Raw genomic sequence first — 17,421 nt, forward strand, 5'->3', positions numbered from 1 at the left:
AGGCAGGCTCTGCCATTGCCGCATTGTGCCGCGGCGCGGCGCCGGCCACAATCGGGCCGTTGATTCGCCATAAGGATAGACGCATGTCGCTGACGTTACTCGAAATTGTCGCCCTGACGGGCATTTTTACGCTGGCCGGCACGGTCAAAGGGGCGATCGGTTTGGGATTACCGACGGTGTCGATGGGGCTGCTCAGCCTGATGATGCCGCCGGGGCAGGCCGCCGCGCTGCTGCTGTTGCCCTCATTGATCACCAACCTGTGGCAACTGCTGTGCGGGCCGCGGTTGGGGGCGCTGTGCCGTCGGCTCTGGCCGATGATGCTGTGCGTCACGCTGGGCACCTTGCTGAGCGCCGGCACGCTCACCGCCATCGACGGCCGCCTGGCGCCGCTGGCGCTGGGCATTTGCCTGACCGGCTATGCGCTGTTGGGTTTTACCCGTTTCGACTGGCGCGTTTCCGCTGCGGCGGAGCCTTGGCTGGGGCCGCTGTGCGGCCTGTTGACCGGCGTGCTGACCGGCGCCACCGGCGTGTTCGTCATACCGGCGGTGCCCTATCTGAACGCATTGGGCCTGGCGCGTGACGATCTGGTGCAGGCGCTGGGGCTGTCGTTCACCGTCTCGACGCTGGCGCTGGCCGCCGGATTAGCCTGGCATCAGGCGCTGCCCGGCGCGCTGCTCGGCGTTTCGCTGTTGGCGCTGCTGCCGGCGTTGGCCGGCATGTGGCTGGGCGGGATCGCGCGTCGTCACAGCAGCCCGCTGATTTTTCGTCGCCTTTTCTTTATTGGCTTATTCATCTTGGGCGTTGAGATTATTTGGCGTTCAATTAATTGAATCGATAGCATCTACGTGTAATCAGGTTCGGTATATTATTCTGGGTTTTATTCTAATATGATGGTTTTCGATATTTAAAATACACTTTGCTTATTGGTTTGTTTATGAAATACAGAGTAGTTATGGATTGTTATTAGTGTATTTTACTTTTGCAACTACAACCCGTTTTAAACAGGGTAACCCCAGTGAATCCATAGGAGAATATTGATGAAGGAAATTTTAAGCAGCCAACTCGATGCGGTGTCGGGTGGATGGCAGGATCGAGATGGGAGTGGAAAAAGATCGTCTGATAACGGAGGCTCCGGTTCTTCAAGTCGCGGCGGAAATAACGGCGGTGACCGCGGGCTTCAGTCATTCCTGTCAAAAAATAGCCCGTATGGCAGTGGTTCCGGCGCCAGTGGTTTCTGGGGGAATGGCGGTTCTGCAAGAAATGGGTATGGCGGCAATGGCACTGGGCCGAGAGAAGCCAGAGAATTCGGAACCAAACGCTAATTAACTGATGCAATCCCAGCACAGAAGTAAAATTCTGTGCTTTTATGGGGTATATGATGAATAGATATGTTGTTTTTATAAAGAGTGATGAATCAAGAGTGCTAAGGAAGGACGTGGTTACACGCGAAATCATTAAGGATATGAAGCTGAAGGGCTTCAGAAAGCATCATGTCGAAGTAGAGGCTGATAACGAAAGCGATGCCATTAACAAATTAAATAAGAACAGCAATGACTATTTGGATTCATTGAAAAATTTTTCCGGTGATTTATTGCTCTGTTCTATTTGTGTTATTGTGATGGCGATCGTCTATTTTTTTTAGCTAAGCCATAATCCAGCATTGAATCATTCAAGTTTTCCATACTATAGTTTTCGTGGTGATTTAAATGAGCCATCAGGCATTGGGTATTGATTTATCAAAGGTAGAAAGGTCATCCGTTCCAAATATCCTGCATTTTGTATGGATTGGTGACTTAAATGAAGTAAATACGCATTATATCGACATATGGAAAAAAACAAACAAAGATAAGCAGATATTCTTTTGGTATGACCAAGACTCTTCACTGTGCCATTTGCTAAACAATGCCATACGCGATTTCGTCAGCGTCAAAAAAATTAAAAATAAAGTTAAGGCTGAATTAAAAATAAAAAATCAAGCCTTCAAATATATATATCCAAAAATAAAGGCAGGTTTTTCTTTTGATGAGCTCGTTATTGAATTCTTAACCAAGCATAAAATCCCTTATCAGAGACCGCCAAAAGCGATTGAAGACGCATGGTTTGGCAACAGAGGTTTTATAAAAAAGTCTATAACGGAGCTTTTTTGCAATGATTTCGATGATTTTATGAGGTATTATCACTATGAGATTATACTAAGGCATAACATTGCCAGTGCAAGTGACATTGTCAGGCTTTTAATTATCTATCAGTATGGCGGTACTTATATAGATGTTGATACGCTCCCATACATTGACAATATATATCATAAATTAAATGAATATATAAGAAAAGAGGGCATTGTCGAGAGTGACTCGTTTCTATTGTTTAAAACCGTATGTTTTTTAAAAAAGATAAATTCAGAAGGGGGGCTGCCTGAAGCCGTGATCGGCTGCGATGAAAATGAGTTAGGGCTAGATGCTGTTGGATTTGAAGAAATAAAAAGGCTTATCGAACTGGACCTCACTGATTTTTCTCTGGATATGATATTGCCATTGGGGGAGACATACGTTCATAAAAATTTATTGGCGCTAGGATCACTCAGAAGATTTAAAGGTGTTTATTTTAATAACTTCATATCCTCTCACCAAAAATCCAAGGCGGTAAGGATCATTCTTAGAGTAATGAAAAAAAGATACCGCTTTTTAGAAAGAAACAATTGCATATTTGACTGTTATATTGATGATGGGTCAAGGTGTTATCTGACCAGGATATTACCATGGAGGAGCGAGTTAACAACAAGGAACTATTGCGTTACCTCGGTCTTAACGGGGCCGGGTTTAATTGTTGAGGTTTTATTGGGGTTGGCTTATAAGGCCTTTAATATTGGGTGTCTGATAGAGCCCTCCAGCATTGCGGAATATATGCAAAATCCTGATTTTGGAATTGCATTGTTTCAACACACCATAGATACCCCTGATGGCGCCTATTCCACGTGGCGCAAATAAAAAGGGATGGTTTGTAATGCAGATTAACTGACGTTCCGCTTGTTTGATTACCAATGCAATAGCCTGTGAATTTGAATATTAGCTTTCAATAAGGGACGCTGATCATGTTTCGCCAGGAAGCGATCGATAATCAGAAAATGAAATGGCGTGGTCGGGCCATCCTGCTACCCGGTATTCCCTTTTGGCTCACGGCAGGGCTCTGCCTGTTTTTTCTCATTGCTTTTCTCACCTTCGCAATCGCCGGCACCTATACCCGGCGGGTCAACGTGACCGGCGAAATCAGCACCTATCCCCGGGCCGCCAACGTCTATTCCGCCGTCCAGGGGGTGGTGGTCAAACAATTCGTCACTGAAGGGCAGGTGATCGCCGCCGGCGCGCCCATTTACCAGATTGACGTCAGCAAAAGCACCCGCAGCGGTGTAGTCAGCGATAACCAGCAGCGGGATATCGACGGCCAGCTGGCGCGCATTGCGCAAATCATCAGCCGGCTGGAAAGCAGCAAGCAGGCCACGCTTACCATGCTGGAACAGCAGAAGGCGCAGTATACCGCCGCGTTCACCCGTTCAACCGACATCCTCAAACGCGCCCAGGAAGGGATACGCATCATGAAGGAAAATATGGAGAATTACCGGCACTATCAAACCAAGGGATTGATCACTAAGGATCAGCTCACCAACCAGGTGGCGCTGTATTACCAGCAGCAGAACAACCTGCTGGGCCTGTCCGGCCAGAACGAACAGAATGCGCTGCAGATCACCGCGCTGGAAAGCCAGATCCATATCCAGGCCGCCAACTTCGACAACCAGATTTACCAGATGGAGCTGCAGCGCCACGAGCTGCAGAAGGAGCGGCTCAACATTGATGCCGGCGGGGCGATCATCGTTCGCGCGCTGGCCGACGGCCGCATCGATTCGCTGAGCGTCACGGTTGGCCAGATGGTCAACGTCGGTGACAGTCTGCTGCAAGTGATCCCTCACAATATCGCTCACTACGCCCTGGTGCTATGGGTGCCCAACGACGCCATCCCCTACATCGCCGCCGGTGACAAAGTCAATGTGCGTTATGACGCCTTTCCGGCGGAGAAATTCGGCCAGTTTGCCGCTACGGTATCCGTCATCTCCAAAGCCCCGGCCTCACCGCAGGAAATGCTGACCTACCAGGGAGCGCCCAAAGCGGCGCTGACCGCCGCCGTGCCGTACTACAAGACGATCGTCATTCCGGAAAAACAGGTCATTGCCTATGACGGTAAACGTCTGAGCCTGGAAAACGGCATGAAAGCGCAAAGCACCCTGTTTTTGGAAAAAAGGCAGATTTATCAGTGGATGTTGTCACCGTTCTACGACATGAAACACAGCGCGACGGGGCCGATCAATGAGTAAGCCCACGTTCAAACAGCGGATCAGCCAGCTGGATCTGCGGCTGCGCCACCGGGTTCCGATGGTGCACCAGACCGAGTCGTCAGAATGCGGGCTGGCCTGCCTGGCGATGATCTGCGGTTACTATGGTAAAAACGTCGACCTGATCGCGCTGCGTCGGCAGTTCAGCCTGTCGACCCGCGGCGCCACGCTGGCCGGGTTAACCGGTATAGCCGAACAGCTGGGCCTGGCCACTCGCCCTCTATCACTTGATATTGACGAGCTCAGCGCGCTGAAACTCCCCTGTATTTTGCACTGGGAGTTCAACCATTTCGTGGTGCTGGTCAGTATCAAGGGGCACCGCGCGGTGCTGCATGATCCGGCGCGCGGGCGCCGGGCCGTCAGCCTGACGGAACTGTCGCACAGTTTTACCGGCGTGGCGCTGGAGGCCTGGCCCGGCAGCGCCTTCACCGCCGACAGCGTCCGCCACCGCATTCACCTGCGCACGCTGATTGGCAGCGTACACGGTCTTAAGGGGGCCCTCGGCAAAATCTTTTGCCTGTCTCTGGTGTTCGAAACCATCAACCTGGTGATGCCCATCGGCACGCAGCTGGTGATGGATCATGCTATTCCCGCCGGCGATCGCGGGTTACTGACGCTCATCTGCGTTGGTCTGATGCTGTTCATCCTGCTGCGGGCAGCTGTCGGCATGGTGCGCGCCTGGTCCGGGCTGGTCATGTCGACGCTCATCAACGTGCAGTGGCAATCCGGGTTGTTTACCTACCTGTTGCGCCTGCCGCTGGGCTACTTTGAACGACGCAAGCTGGGTGACATTCAGTCGCGTTTCGGCTCGCTGGATACGCTGCGCAGCACCTTCACCACGAGCATTGTCGGGGCCATCATGGACGGCATCATGGTGATCGGCGTGCTGGTGATGATGGTGCTGTATGGCGGCTGGTTGACCTGGGTGGTGATTGCGTTCACCGCGCTCTACGTGCTGATGCGGCTGCTGACCTACGGCTATTATCGCCAGCTGTCCGAAGAAGCGCTGGTCAGGGAGGCCCGCGCCGGCTCGTATTTTATGGAGACGCTGTACGGTATCGCCACCGTCAAGATGCAGGGCATGGCGGAACGTCGCATTGCCCATTGGCTCAACCTTGAAATCGACACCATCAATACCGGTATCCGGGTCACCCGCATGGACATGCTGTTTGGCGGGATCAACACCTTCATTGCCGCCTGCGATCAGGTCGTTATTCTTTGGCTGGGAGCCAGCCTGGTGATCGATAACCAGATGACACTCGGCATGTTTGTGGCGTTCGGCGCCTTTCGCGGGCAGTTTTCCGACCGCATCGGGTCGCTGACGGAATTTCTGTTGCAGCTGCGTATGATGAGCCTGCATAACGAGCGCATCGCCGATATCGCCTTGCACCCACGAGAAAACCGTAAACCGGACCTTCCTTACGCGGCGGGCCTGCAACCTTTGGGATTGTCGACCCATGCCCTGAGCTATCGTTACGACAGCCAGTCACCGGCGGTCTTCGATGCCTTGGACATCAGTGTTGCGCCGGGCGAGAGCGTGGCCATCGTGGGCCCGTCGGGCGCCGGCAAGACCACGCTGATGAAGGTGCTGTGCGGGTTGTTTCCCCCGGACTCAGGGCGGGTTGAGGTGAACGGCGTCGATATCCGGCAGCTTGGCATCAACAACTACCACAAGATGATCGCCTGTGTGATGCAGGACGACAAACTGTTCTCCGGCTCGATCCGGGAAAATATCTGCGGGTTCGCGGACGAGGTGGACGACGCCTGGATGGAAGCCTGTGCCCGTGCCAGCTATCTGCACGACGTGCTCATGCGTATGCCGATGGGATATGAAACTCCGATCGGCGAGCTGGGGGAAGGATTGTCCGGCGGGCAGAAGCAACGCCTGTTCATTGCCCGGGCGATTTACAAGAAGCCGGCGATTTTGTTCCTGGATGAGGCCACCAGTGCGCTGGATAAGGAGAGCGAAGCTGTGGTGAATCAGGCCATCAAGAGACTCAATATCACGAAGGTGATCATTGCCCACCGTGAAACGACCATTGCGTCGGCAGATCGGGTCATCCATTTTGGATAAGGGGGGATATCACCCGCGGCACCGGCCGTTAACCCTGTTTTGCCCCCTAAAAACCCAATATGCTCAGGCCTGCGGGCCGCCCAAAATGGTCCCCCACATGCCGGCGAGTTGGTCCGAACGGCGATGGGGCAAGGCTATTTTTTCTGCCCGCTCCGGTTTTCAATTTACTGGGCGCTTACATTGCGCGATATTCTGGTTTTCTGATGGGCTAAGGCGGATGAGGGAACCATGACGGACAGCCAGGCGTTTGAACAACAAAGCCTCGACAATCTGCTGAGCTATTGGCGGCGCCATCGCCGCCTGCCGGGCGCGCGCTATCCGGCCGGCCCGACCGACACCCTGTGCGACGTGCCGGGCGTCAGCGTCGGGCATCACACCTTGGCCGACGGCGAATGCCAGACCGGCGTTACCGCCATCGTGCCGCCGGGCGATCTGTTCAACCAGCCGTTGCCGTGCGGCAGCGCGGTGCTCAACGGCTTCGCCAAACCGCTGGGGCTGGTGCAGCTGAACGAGCTGGGGGTGCTGCAAACGCCGATCCTGCTGAGCAACACTTTCGCCGTCGGCACGCTGTTCAATGCCATGGTGCGGCGCAGCTGTCTGCGCTACCCGCAGATCGGCCGCGGCAGCGCCACCATCAACCCGCTGGTGCTGGAGTGCAACGACGGCTACCTCAACGATATTCAGGCGATGGCGGTGCGTGAGGAGCACGTCTTCAGCGCGCTGGATAACCATTCCACCCGCTTTGCGCGCGGCAGCGTCGGCGCCGGGCGCGGCATGAGCAGCTTCGGCCTGAAAGGCGGCATCGGCACCGCCTCGCGCTATTGCCCGGGGCTTGGCACCACGCTCGGCGTGCTGGTGCTGGCCAACTTCGGCACCCTCGACTCGTTGACGCTGAGCGGCGTGCGCGTTGGCCAGGCGCTGGGCAGGCTGCTGGCGGATCCGCCGCCGCAGGTGGACGCCGGTTCGGTCATTATCATCATCGCCTGCGATCGGGCGCTGGACAGCCGCCAGTTGAACCGCATCGCCCGCCGAGCGGGCGCGGGCCTGGGGCGAGTGGGCAGCCATTGGGGGCACGGCTCCGGCGATATCGCGCTGGCGTTTTCCACCCGGTTGCTGGGGGCGACGCTGCCGGACGAACGGCTGGAGCCGCTGTTTGCGGCGGCGGCGGACGCCACCGAATACGCGGTGTTGGATGCGTTGCTGAGCGCCGAGGGCGTCAGCGGTTTCCAGCGGCACGATCGCATGGCGCTGGGGCCGCTGCTCGATCGGCTGGCGGAAAATTAAATAACGGGAGCGTGACGTGAAAGTCTTTATCTCTGCGGATATCGAAGGTATCGCCGGCGTAATGCGGCCGGAGCAATGCAACCCGGCCCATGCCGACTATGCGGCGGCGCGCGAGCTGATGGAGCAGGAGGTCAACGCGGCCATCGACGGCGCTTTCGCCGGCGGGGCCACCGCGGTGACGGTGGCCGACAGCCACGCCATGATGCAGAATCTGCGCGCCGATCGCCTCGATGGGCGCGCGCGCCTGGTGCAGGGTAAACCGCGTGGGCTGTCGATGGTGGAAGGGCTGCAACACCAACGTTACGACGGCCTGATGTTCATCGGCTACCACAGCGCCGCCGGCGAGCATGGCGTGCTGGCGCATACCATCAACGGCCGGGCCTTTTACCGCGTCAGCCTGAACGGCGAAGCGGTGGGCGAAAGCGATCTGTACGCGGCGGCGGCGGCCGAGTTGAACGTGCCGCTGTGGCTGGTGAGCGGCGACGACGAGCTGCAACGCTGGGTAGCGGAACGTTACCCGCACGTCGGCTATGCCTGCGTCAAGCGTGCGATCTCGCAAACCGCCGCCGAATCGCTCAGCCCGCAGCGGGCGCGCGCCGAGATCCGCGAACGGGCAATGCAGCAGGTGCGCCAGGGCGGGAAGCTGCCGGTGGAGCGCCGCTTCATGCCGCCTTACCGGCTGACGCTGATGGCGGCCAAACCGGTATTGGCGGATCTGTTCAGCCTGGTGCCCGGCGTGGAGCGCCAGGACGCGCTCACCGTGGCCTTCGACAGCGACAACATGGCGGCGCCAATCCGCCTGCTCAGCGTCTTTTCGTATCTGGCGACGACGCAGAATTGATGCACGATGTGCGGGCTACCCGCCCGCAGCGCACGATTCCTCAACGAAAAAATCCCTTATCAAGATTAGGCCTGCTGGATAATAGGCTACGCTAATTATTGCTCTGTTGCGCTATGTCACCCGACGGGCGCAACAACCCATTCCCATAACAAGATTTGTTTCGCCGAAGGCAGTGACGCCTTCGGCTTTTTTGGAGTCATGAGCAATGAGCATATCCCAAGTTCCGCTTTCGCGGCGGCGGTTTATCGTCGGTGCCGGGGCGTTGGTGATCGGCGCCTATCTGCCGTCCACCGGCGCGCTGGCGCGGTCGAATGCCCCGGCCGCCTCCGGCGCGGCGGCGTTTGACGCCAACGCCTTCGTTCAGATCGGCGCCGACGGCGTCGTCACCGTCATCAGTAAACACACCGAAGTGGGCCAGGGGGTCTATACCGGCATGGCGACGCTGGTTGCCGAAGAGCTCGATGCCGACTGGGCGCAGGTGCGGGTCGTCGCCGCGCCGGTGGACACCAATATCTACAAAAACCTGGCCTTCGGATTCCAGGGCACCGGCGGTTCCAGCTCGGTGGCCAATGCCTATGAGCAAATGCGCCGCATGGGCGCCATGGCGCGTGCGCTGCTGGTGCAGGCCGCCGCGCAGAGCTGGAAAACCTCGGCGCAGGAAATTACCGTGCAGGCGGGCAAGATTCGCCATGCCGCCAGCGGACGCGAAGCGGGCTTCGGCGAATTCGCCGCGCTGGCCGCCACGCTGCCGCCGCCCGATCCCGCCAGCCTGACGCTGAAGGAACCGGCTAATTTCACCCTGATCGGCAAAACGCGCGGCCTGCATCGCGTCGATTCGCTGGCGAAAACCAACGGCAGCGCGCAGTTCTCGCAGGATATCCATGAGCCGGACATGCTGACCGTCACCATCAAGAAACCGCCGCGTTTCGGCGGCAAGGTGGCGGCCTTCGACGCCGAACGGGCGCTGGCGGTGCCGGGGGTGGTAGCGGTGAAGCAAATCGCCACCGGCGTGGCGGTTTACGCCAAAAATACCTGGGCGGCGATCCAGGGGCGGGAGCGGCTGAAGGTGACGTGGGACGATGCGCAGGCCGAACGGCGCAACACCGAGGAGATCTACGCCGAATTCCGCCAGGTGGCGCAGAAAACCGGCGTGGTGGCGAAGAGCCACGGCAAGCCGGACGAGGTGTTCGACAAGGCCGACAAGGTGATCGAGGCCGAATACACCTTCCCGTACGTCGCCCACGCGCCGATGGAGCCGCTGGACGGCTATCTGTTCTGGGACGGCGAGAGCGTCAAGGCGCGCTACGGTTGCCAAATTCAAACGCTCGATCACAAGCAGCTGTGCGATCTGTTCGAGTTGCCGCCGGACAAGGTGCAGATTGAAACCATTCTGGCGGGCGGCAGCTTCGGCCGGCGCATCGATTTAGGCAACCCGACGCTGGGGCCGGATCTGGCGGCCGACATGGCGGCGGCGGCCAAGGGCATCGGCCCCGGCCACGGTGTGAAGGTGGTATGGACGCGCGAGGACGACATCCGCAACGGCTGGTATCGCCCGATGATCCTGCACCGCCTGCGCGGCGCCATCCGCGGCGGCAAGGTGGTGGGCTGGACCGATACCGTGGTCGGCCACTCCTGGACGCGGCACAGCGCGATGGATGCGCTGGTGGTCAACGGCCTCGATCAGATGATGGTCGAGGGCGCCAGCGAGGTGTCATACAGCTTTGAAGCCTTCCGCTGCGATGCGCACATCGTGCCGGGCAAGGTGCCGACCACCTCGCTGCGGTCGGTCGCCAGCACCCACACCGGCCACGCGGTGGAGAGCTTTATCGATCAACTGCTGCAGGAAACCGGCCAGGATCCGATCGAAGGGCGGCTGGCGCTGATGGGCGACGCGCCGCGCGCGGCGGGCGCGCTGCGGGCGGTAGCGAAAGCCGCTGACTGGCAGGGCGCCAAGGTGGTGGACGGGCGCGCGCGCGGCGTGGGCGTCGCCAAGGCGTTCGATACCTATGTGGCGCAGGTGGCCGAGGTGTCGATCGGCGAAGGCGGCATCCCGAAAGTGCACAAGGTGTGGTGCGCGGTGGACTGCGGCGTGGCGGTGAACCCCGATGTGATCCGCGCGCAGATCGAGGGCGGCATCGGCTACGGCCTCAGCATGGCGCTGTACGGCAATATCACGCTGAAAGACGGCGTGGTCGAACAGTCCAACTTCAATAACTTCCGCCCGCTGCGCATCGATGAGATGCCGGAGATCGAAGTGATCATCGTGCCCTCGAGCGAGAAACCGACCGGCGTGGGCGAGCTGGGGGTGCCGACCATCGCCCCGGCGGTCGGCAATGCGCTGGCGCTGCTCGGGCGGCCGCGCACCTCGCTGAGCCTGCCGCTGCATAATCCCACCGCGAACCCGGCGTCTGACAAGGAGAGAACCTGATGATTCAATTAACCGTAAACGAGCAGCCGCTGACCTTCGAGGGCGATCCGCACATGCCGCTGCTGTGGTTCTTGCGTGACGAAGCCGGCCTGACCGGCACCAAGTTCGGCTGCGGCATCGCCATGTGCGGCGCCTGCACCGTGCATCTGGACGGGGTGCCGGTGCGGTCGTGCATGACGCCGATTTCGGCCGCCGTCGGCAAAAAAATCACCACCATCGAAGCCGTGGGCGCCACGCCGGAAGGCAAGGCGGTGCAGGAGGCCTGGCTTGATCTGGACGTGGTGCAGTGCGGCTACTGCCAGTCCGGCCAGATCATGAGCGCCAGCGCGCTGCTGGCGCAAAGTAAAAATCCGAGCGATGCGGACATCGACGCGGCGATGGGCGGCAACGTCTGCCGCTGCGCCACCTATGTGCGCATTCGCGCCGCCATCCACCAGGCCGCCAAGGCGTTGGGTTAGGGAGAGATGCGATGAGCAACGCCTTGAAAGGGCTGTTATGGCTGATTATCGTCGTGGTGGTGTTGGCGGGAGGATACGCGCTGTACACGCTGCTGCGGCCCACCGGCGCGGAGCCTGCGGCGCCGATCGCCGGAGCGCCGGCCGGCATCACCGATAAACTGGCGCGCGGCGAGTACCTGGCACGCGCCGCCGACTGTGTGGCGTGCCACACCGCGCCGGGCGGCACGCCTTATGCGGGTGGCTTCGCCTTCAAGCTGCCGTTCGGCACCATTTACGGCACCAACATCACCGCCGACAAGGAGACCGGCATCGGCAACTGGAGCGACGATCAGTTCGTGCGCGCGGTGCGTGAGGGCATCGGCCCGCAGGGCAACCTGTATCCGGCGATGCCGTACACCTCCTACACCGGGCTGAGCCGCGACGACGTGCTGGCGATAAAAGCCTATCTGTTCAGCCTGCCGCCGGTGAAGCAGGCCAACCCGCAAAACGATCTGTCGTTCCCGTTCAATCAGCGTTGGGGCATGAAATTCTGGAACCTGGTGTTCTTCCATGAGCAACGCTTTACGCCGGATCTCAACAAGGACGAGCAGTGGAACCGCGGCGCCTATCTGGCGACCGCGCTGGGCCACTGCGGCGAGTGCCACACACCGCGCAATCTGGGGTTCGGCCTCAACCAGAGCAAGCACCTGAGCGGTGAAGTGGTGCAGGGCTGGTTCGCCGCCAACATCACGCCGGACAAACAGACCGGCATCGGCGGCTGGAGCGACCAACAGCTGTCGCAATATCTGGCCACCGGCCATGCGCCGGGGCGCAGCAGCGCCGCCGGCCCGATGGCGGAAGCGGTGGAAAACAGCCTGCAGTTCCTGACGCCGGAAGATAATCTGGCGCTGGTGAAATACCTGCGCGATATCGAACCGATCGCCGGCGACGCCGCTGCGGCGGTGAATCTGCAGCCGAAGGGCGCGGGGGCTTCCACCCCGATCCTGCCGGGCGGGCAAGAGCAGTCGCTCGGGCGGCGGGTGTTCGCCAACGACTGCAGCGGCTGCCACCAGTGGAACGGGCCGGGCCGCCAGAGTGAGTACGCCTCGCTGGTGGGCAGCACGGCGGTGAACGATCCGCAGGGGCGCAGCGTGGTGCAGGCCATCCTGAAGGGGACGAGCATCAGCATCGGCGATCGGCATGAAATGATGCCGGCGTTCGGCAGCGCCTATTCCGACGAGGAAGTGGCGGCGGTCGCCAACTTCGTGGTCGGCCATTTCGGCGATAAGCAGGGCAAAGTCACCGCCAAACAGGTGGCGGAGCAGCGCAAGCAGTAGCGCATCGCGGCCGCCACGGTGGCGTGCAGGGTAAAGGCGGCGATATCGGTGATGTCGCCGCTTTTTTTATAAAACAGGACAGAGCAGTTTATTCCTTCTGCATAGAAGGATCGACGTCATACGCGAAGGCGCAATTTCATTCTATCTCTCCCTCTCGCTTTCTGTTTTTCTCATCATGAACGTTGTGCGCATTTATGCACGTGCGATTGCGATAAAGACAATAACCGAACGCAAAGAGGCGGGTATGACAGGGAATATGATTGATTTGGTTTCATACACTTTTGCAACTGCCTTCACGCCTGGCCCCAACAATATCGTTGCGTTGGCATCGGTCATGGCGCTCGGCCTTAGGCGCAGTGTCCCCTTTTTATTGGGAATAGGCGCCGGAATGGGCGTGACCATGTTGGTCACGGGTACATTGACCTCTTGGATCTTGCTCACCTTTCCGGCGGCTGTCGTTTATTTAAGAGGGCTGGGTTTTATTTATCTGGTCTGGCTTGCGTATAAAATTGCCACCAGCCGCCGTTTTGACGAGGAACAACGTGAAGGCGGTTATGGTTTCCTCAGCGGTTTTGTTCTTCAGGTTATCAATGCAAAAATCATACTGTTCACCATAACGGCCATTTCCGCTTTTATCATTCCGGTCGGTAGCGGCCTGTTGTTCATTTTAGGGGCATGCCTGGTCACTGCATTGATAGCGTGTTTGGGCACGCTGACCTGGGCGGTCGCAGGGGCGTTTCTCAAAAAAGCTTATCTGAGGCACTTTAGAGCGGTAAATATCACCATGGCCGCCGTACTGATCTATTTCGCCTGCAAAATGATTATTTAAGCCGCTTGGGGCCTGTAGGTGAGCCGCGGTTAATCGCCCTGGCTTAATTGATTGAAAAGATAGTCAAAGACTACGCGCACGCGCGCCGGGCAGGCATGCTGATGCGTATGATAGAGGTTGACCGGCCAGGGCGGCGGAGCGTCGCCCGGCAGAACGGCCACCAGCTCACCCGCGGCGAGGTGTTTTTCAACCAAATACCCGGCCAGTTGGCCAAAGCCTAAACCGGCGAGCACCGCTTTACGCTCTATATCGGGCGTATCGGTGACGAAGGCGGCGGACTTCGGGTAGAAATAACGTTTTTGGCTAAACTCCCAGGGCCAGTAGCGCCCGGTTTTGCGGTTCACCAGCGCGACAATCGGCAGATGGGCAAGCTGGTCTACCTGCTCCGGCGGCGGCAGGCGATCAAGCAACGCCGGCGAAGCAACCAGATGGAAAGGCATGGTTCTGGGTTGGCGAACGATGCAGGTTTGGTCGTGCAGAAAACCGATGCGAATGCCGATATCAATTCTTTCTTCGACGAGATCGCTGTGGATATTCGACAGGTGGAACTCGATCGTGATCGCGGGATACTGGCGCGCGAATTCCGCCAGTATCGGCATGACGACCTCGCTGCCATAGGTATGCGGCGCCGTAATGCGCACCACGCCGCCGAGATCTTCCGCCGCTTTCCCCTGCGGCTGAAACAGCCTGTTCAACTGATCCATCGCCGCTTTAGCCTGCTCAAGAAAGCCGAGGCCGAAATCCGTGATTCTCACGCTGCGGGTATTGCGGTGGAACAGCTGCTCACCGAGCACCGACTCGAGCTCTTTGATGGCTCGGGTGACTTTTTGCGGGGAAATGCCGAGCCTGGTCGCCGTGTGTTTAAAGTTCATCTCCTCGGCGGCGGCGCAGAAAATGCGCAAGGCTTCTTGTCTGTTTTGCACGTTGACCTCTTTGTTCCAAAAGATGGAATTCTCAAAGCATAACACTTCCATTTACCGGGCGAAAACGGTGGGTAAAGTATTCGCACTGACCCTAACAAAAGGAACGAGAGATGAACCGTATTTCAGGCAAAGTGGTGGTGATTACCGGCGCCAGCAGCGGGCTGGGCGAGGCGACCGCAATACATCTGGCCGCGCAGGGGGCAACGATGGTGGTGGCGGCGCGCAGGAAAGATCGTCTTGACGCACTGGTTCGGAAAATCGTTGGCGACGGCGGCACCGCGTTGGCGCTGCAGGCGGATGTGACGAAGCGTCAGGAGGTCGAAGCGATGATCGCCCAGGCCGTCAGGCAGTTTGGCAAGATTGATGTCTTGGTCAACAACGCGGGGCTGATGGCGATCGCACCGCTGAGTGCCGTGAAGGTCGATGAATGGGAACGGATGATCGATATCAATGTGAAAGGCGTACTGTACGGCATCGCGGCAACCTTGCCGCTGTTCGAAAAGCAGCAATTCGGTCATTACATCACCATTTCCTCCATTGCCGGCAAGAAGGTGTTCAGCCCCGGCGGCACGGTCTATAGCGGCACGAAATTCGCGGTCAGCGCGATCGCCGAAGGTTTGCGTCACGAAGTCGGCGGGAAGATCCGAACCACGACGATCGCCCCCGGCCTGATCGACACCGAACTGAAACAAGGCAGTTCGCACGCGGAAAGTTTGCAGGCCGTCGGCGAACTCTACCAGAGCCAGGCAATTTCCGCCGATGCCATCGCGCGCGCTATCGCCTATGCGATCGAGCAGCCTTCGGACGTGGACGTGAGTGAGATTGTCATCAGGCCGACCGTGCAGGAGTTTTAAATCGCCAGGGGCATTCCCGGAATTTTTAGCCGTATTTTCTTACCGTTACGAGGTTTTCTATGCGTATGCGTCGCAATCTGCTTATTGGCGCCTTTTTCGCCGCTTTTTCTGCCGCTGCAATGGCCGCGGCGCCTTTTTCTGCAATAGACAATCCCGGGTTCTACCGGATCATGCTGGGCGATGTGGAAGTGACGGCCCTGTCTGACGGCATCAGCCCGATGCCCGCCGATAAAATCTTGATCAACACCCGGCCGCAGCAGCTTGAAAAGGCGATGGCGGCCAACAACCTGTCGCTGCCGTTGCCGACCTCGGTGAACGCCTACCTGATCAATACCGGAAACAAGCTGGTTCTGGTCGATGCCGGCACCGGCGCGCTGCATGGCGAAACGCTGGGCAAAATGATGAAAAACCTGAACGCTTCCGGCTATCAGGCGGAGCAGGTGGATGAGATTTATTTGACGCACCTGCATCCCGATCATGTGGGCGGGTTGATGGCGGACAAGCGTCTCGCCTTCCCGAACGCCACCGTCTGGGTGGAAAAAGACGAAGTCGCCTTTTGGCTGAGCGAAGAGAAAAAACGGCAGGCGGAAGAGAAAGATAAACGTTTCTTCGATGCCGCCATCGCCTCACTGCAGCCTTACGTCACGGCGGGGAAACTGAAAACGTTCGAAGGCAATCAGGCGCTCACCCCGGGGATTTCGGCTATCGATACGCGTGGGCACACGCCAGGGCACAGCGTGTTCGCCGTCGAAAGCAAAGGGAAAAAGATGGTGATTCTGGGGGATATAATCCACGTCGCCTCCGTGCAGTTTCCCGATCCGAATGTCGCCATCGCCTATGATATCGACGTCCCCGCCGCCGTTGTGCAGCGCAAGCGGCTGTTCGATGACCTCGCGCAGCAAAGGGCGCTAGTCGCAGGGGCGCATTTGTCCTTCCCGGGCCTTGGCTACATCAATAAACAGAGGAAAGGTTACGACTGGCAGCCGTTGAACTATGGCGCGATGAGTCCTCATTAATCGGCATGAGAGCAAGGCAAGAAGGCAAATAAACAATGTGAAGGGGCCAGGCGGCCCCTTTTTTCTGACGTTCAGAAAGCCGCTTCCGTGCAGAGCGCAGGGCTTTCACGCCGTACGTTGTGTGTTATTTTGGCCGCTGTGGATAACCGGCAATCGGGTAAAAGAGGATGGGCAATTCGGCATTTATGCATCGTTTTGACGCATTGGGCGGGCTTGAACTGCTCGTCGCGGACTTTTCAGACCATCGGTTTGACGTGCATTGGCATGATACCTGGTCGATTGGCGTTGTCCTGCGCGGCGCCAATAACAACAGCGCTAAAGGCGATGCCGACGGTATCGTCAGCCGTGGGCAAGTCAGCCTCATCGCGCCGGGGCAGATGCATGCCGGGACGGTGCTGGGTGAAGAAGGATGCCATTATTTCATGTTTTATCCCAGCCACGAGATGCTGCTGGACGCGGCGGAAAACATGGAGATGCCTCTGCCGCCGGCAGTGAAGGGGAAGCGCATCGACCATGCGCCTTTCGCCACCCGGTTGTGTGAGGCCGCGACGGTATTGACCGCGGCGCAATCCAGCCGTTTCGACCGGGAGGTGGTCTGGAGCCACTGTGTGGCGGATCTGCTGGCGGTGTGCTCCCCGCGGCGCGCGTCATTGGCAGGCCCCGGCATCGCGCCGGGCTTGCGCAGGGCGAAAGAGTATCTGCACGATAACCCGGCGCGGGAAGTGCGTCTGGAGAGGCTGGCGCAGGCCGCCGGTCTGTCCAGGTTTCACCTTTGCCGCCAGTTCTCGGCAACATTCGGCTTGTCGCCGAGCCGCTATCAGCGGCAGCTTAGGCTGCAGCAGGCGAAGGCCTTGCTATCCCGGGGCGGCGACATCGCGGAAATTGCCGTCGCCTGCGGGTTCGCCGATCAGTCGCACCTGGGCAGGGCGTTCAAGTCGAGTTACGGCGTGACGCCGCGCGGCTATCGCGATCGTTGCCTGTGAGCAATATCGTTCTATCTCGCCGACTTACGGGGGC

The 17,421-nt window shown here is 58.6% G+C and carries 16 protein-coding genes; 15 read left to right on the top strand and 1 reads right to left on the bottom strand.

The window, feature by feature from the left end; all coding sequences use genetic code 11:
* Nucleotides 1-83 precede the first annotated feature (83 nt).
* From SSARUM_RS11205 to SSARUM_RS11260, 12 genes are all read left to right on the top strand, one after another.
* Complete coding sequence (locus tag SSARUM_RS11205) at nucleotides 84-830, top strand: sulfite exporter TauE/SafE family protein (protein ID WP_033655282.1); 747 nt, start codon at nucleotides 84-86, stop codon at nucleotides 828-830.
* Between the two features lie 207 nt (nucleotides 831-1,037).
* Nucleotides 1,038-1,322, top strand: a complete 285-nt coding sequence (locus SSARUM_RS11210; protein WP_154611270.1) for a hypothetical protein — start codon at nucleotides 1,038-1,040, stop codon at nucleotides 1,320-1,322.
* A gap of 56 nt (nucleotides 1,323-1,378) precedes the next feature.
* Nucleotides 1,379-1,642: a hypothetical protein gene (locus tag SSARUM_RS11215; RefSeq protein ID WP_060418766.1), complete on the top strand. Its 264-nt coding sequence runs from the start codon at nucleotides 1,379-1,381 to the stop codon at nucleotides 1,640-1,642.
* A gap of 64 nt (nucleotides 1,643-1,706) precedes the next feature.
* Entirely contained in the window at nucleotides 1,707-2,984 is a 1,278-nt protein-coding gene (locus SSARUM_RS11220; protein WP_060430011.1) for a TcdA/TcdB catalytic glycosyltransferase domain-containing protein, read from the top strand.
* 104 nt (nucleotides 2,985-3,088) lie between these two features.
* Nucleotides 3,089-4,363, top strand: a complete 1,275-nt coding sequence (locus SSARUM_RS11225; protein ID WP_060418555.1) for an HlyD family secretion protein — start codon at nucleotides 3,089-3,091, stop codon at nucleotides 4,361-4,363.
* The gene (locus SSARUM_RS11230) at nucleotides 4,356-6,455 is read left to right on the top strand and encodes a peptidase domain-containing ABC transporter (protein WP_060430013.1); all 2,100 of its coding nucleotides are present in this window, start codon (nucleotides 4,356-4,358) and stop codon (nucleotides 6,453-6,455) included. The genes SSARUM_RS11225 and SSARUM_RS11230 overlap by 8 nt, the downstream gene beginning before the upstream one ends.
* A gap of 228 nt (nucleotides 6,456-6,683) precedes the next feature.
* The gene (locus SSARUM_RS11235) at nucleotides 6,684-7,739 is read left to right on the top strand and encodes a P1 family peptidase (protein ID WP_033648254.1); all 1,056 of its coding nucleotides are present in this window, start codon (nucleotides 6,684-6,686) and stop codon (nucleotides 7,737-7,739) included.
* Nucleotides 7,740-7,755: 16 nt separating this feature from the next.
* On the top strand, nucleotides 7,756-8,580 hold the full coding sequence (locus tag SSARUM_RS11240; RefSeq protein WP_033648255.1) for a M55 family metallopeptidase: 825 nt from the start codon (nucleotides 7,756-7,758) through the stop codon (nucleotides 8,578-8,580).
* A gap of 205 nt (nucleotides 8,581-8,785) precedes the next feature.
* Nucleotides 8,786-11,008, top strand: coding sequence for a xanthine dehydrogenase family protein molybdopterin-binding subunit (locus tag SSARUM_RS11245; protein ID WP_060430015.1), 2,223 nt, complete (start codon nucleotides 8,786-8,788; stop codon nucleotides 11,006-11,008).
* Nucleotides 11,008-11,466: a (2Fe-2S)-binding protein gene (locus SSARUM_RS11250; protein WP_033648257.1), complete on the top strand. Its 459-nt coding sequence runs from the start codon at nucleotides 11,008-11,010 to the stop codon at nucleotides 11,464-11,466. The genes SSARUM_RS11245 and SSARUM_RS11250 overlap by 1 nt, the downstream gene beginning before the upstream one ends.
* Before the next feature lie 11 nt (nucleotides 11,467-11,477).
* Nucleotides 11,478-12,782 (top strand): cytochrome c, encoded by a 1,305-nt coding sequence (locus tag SSARUM_RS11255; RefSeq protein WP_060430016.1) that lies wholly within the window; start codon nucleotides 11,478-11,480, stop codon nucleotides 12,780-12,782.
* Nucleotides 12,783-13,026: 244 nt separating this feature from the next.
* On the top strand, nucleotides 13,027-13,611 hold the full coding sequence (locus SSARUM_RS11260) for a LysE family transporter (protein WP_039566257.1): 585 nt from the start codon (nucleotides 13,027-13,029) through the stop codon (nucleotides 13,609-13,611).
* A gap of 29 nt (nucleotides 13,612-13,640) precedes the next feature.
* On the opposite strand, the gene SSARUM_RS11265 is transcribed toward SSARUM_RS11260, so the two are convergent.
* Nucleotides 13,641-14,534, bottom strand: coding sequence for a LysR family transcriptional regulator (locus SSARUM_RS11265; RefSeq protein ID WP_039567103.1), 894 nt, complete (start codon nucleotides 14,532-14,534; stop codon nucleotides 13,641-13,643).
* Nucleotides 14,535-14,644: 110 nt separating this feature from the next.
* Here SSARUM_RS11265 and SSARUM_RS11270 point away from each other — a divergent pair, with 110 nt between their 5' ends.
* From SSARUM_RS11270 to SSARUM_RS11280, 3 genes are all read left to right on the top strand, one after another.
* The gene (locus tag SSARUM_RS11270; RefSeq protein ID WP_039566256.1) at nucleotides 14,645-15,388 is read left to right on the top strand and encodes an SDR family oxidoreductase; all 744 of its coding nucleotides are present in this window, start codon (nucleotides 14,645-14,647) and stop codon (nucleotides 15,386-15,388) included.
* A 59-nt stretch (nucleotides 15,389-15,447) separates the two neighbouring features.
* Complete coding sequence (locus SSARUM_RS11275; RefSeq protein ID WP_223181986.1) at nucleotides 15,448-16,404, top strand: MBL fold metallo-hydrolase; 957 nt, start codon at nucleotides 15,448-15,450, stop codon at nucleotides 16,402-16,404.
* A gap of 167 nt (nucleotides 16,405-16,571) precedes the next feature.
* Complete coding sequence (locus SSARUM_RS11280) at nucleotides 16,572-17,387, top strand: AraC family transcriptional regulator (RefSeq protein ID WP_043147435.1); 816 nt, start codon at nucleotides 16,572-16,574, stop codon at nucleotides 17,385-17,387.
* Nucleotides 17,388-17,421: the final 34 nt, after the last annotated feature.

Origin of the sequence: Serratia sarumanii, assembly GCF_029962605.1 — a bacterium.
Lineage (GTDB): Bacteria > Pseudomonadota > Gammaproteobacteria > Enterobacterales > Enterobacteriaceae > Serratia > Serratia sarumanii.

Bases quoted from the DNA above. Each gene is read 5' to 3' on its own strand.
- SSARUM_RS11205 (WP_033655282.1), top strand. From the start codon at position 84: ATGTCGCTGACGTTACTCGAAATTGTCGCCCTGACGGGCATTTTTACG.
- SSARUM_RS11210 (WP_154611270.1), top strand. From the start codon at position 1,038: ATGAAGGAAATTTTAAGCAGCCAACTCGATGCGGTGTCGGGTGGATGG.
- SSARUM_RS11215 (WP_060418766.1), top strand. From the start codon at position 1,379: ATGAATAGATATGTTGTTTTTATAAAGAGTGATGAATCAAGAGTGCTA.
- SSARUM_RS11220 (WP_060430011.1), top strand. From the start codon at position 1,707: ATGAGCCATCAGGCATTGGGTATTGATTTATCAAAGGTAGAAAGGTCA.
- SSARUM_RS11225 (WP_060418555.1), top strand. From the start codon at position 3,089: ATGTTTCGCCAGGAAGCGATCGATAATCAGAAAATGAAATGGCGTGGT.
- SSARUM_RS11230 (WP_060430013.1), top strand. From the start codon at position 4,356: ATGAGTAAGCCCACGTTCAAACAGCGGATCAGCCAGCTGGATCTGCGG.
- SSARUM_RS11235 (WP_033648254.1), top strand. From the start codon at position 6,684: ATGACGGACAGCCAGGCGTTTGAACAACAAAGCCTCGACAATCTGCTG.
- SSARUM_RS11245 (WP_060430015.1), top strand. From the start codon at position 8,786: ATGAGCATATCCCAAGTTCCGCTTTCGCGGCGGCGGTTTATCGTCGGT.
- SSARUM_RS11250 (WP_033648257.1), top strand. From the start codon at position 11,008: ATGATTCAATTAACCGTAAACGAGCAGCCGCTGACCTTCGAGGGCGAT.
- SSARUM_RS11255 (WP_060430016.1), top strand. From the start codon at position 11,478: ATGAGCAACGCCTTGAAAGGGCTGTTATGGCTGATTATCGTCGTGGTG.
- SSARUM_RS11260 (WP_039566257.1), top strand. From the start codon at position 13,027: ATGACAGGGAATATGATTGATTTGGTTTCATACACTTTTGCAACTGCC.
- SSARUM_RS11270 (WP_039566256.1), top strand. From the start codon at position 14,645: ATGAACCGTATTTCAGGCAAAGTGGTGGTGATTACCGGCGCCAGCAGC.
- SSARUM_RS11275 (WP_223181986.1), top strand. From the start codon at position 15,448: ATGCGTATGCGTCGCAATCTGCTTATTGGCGCCTTTTTCGCCGCTTTT.
- SSARUM_RS11280 (WP_043147435.1), top strand. From the start codon at position 16,572: ATGGGCAATTCGGCATTTATGCATCGTTTTGACGCATTGGGCGGGCTT.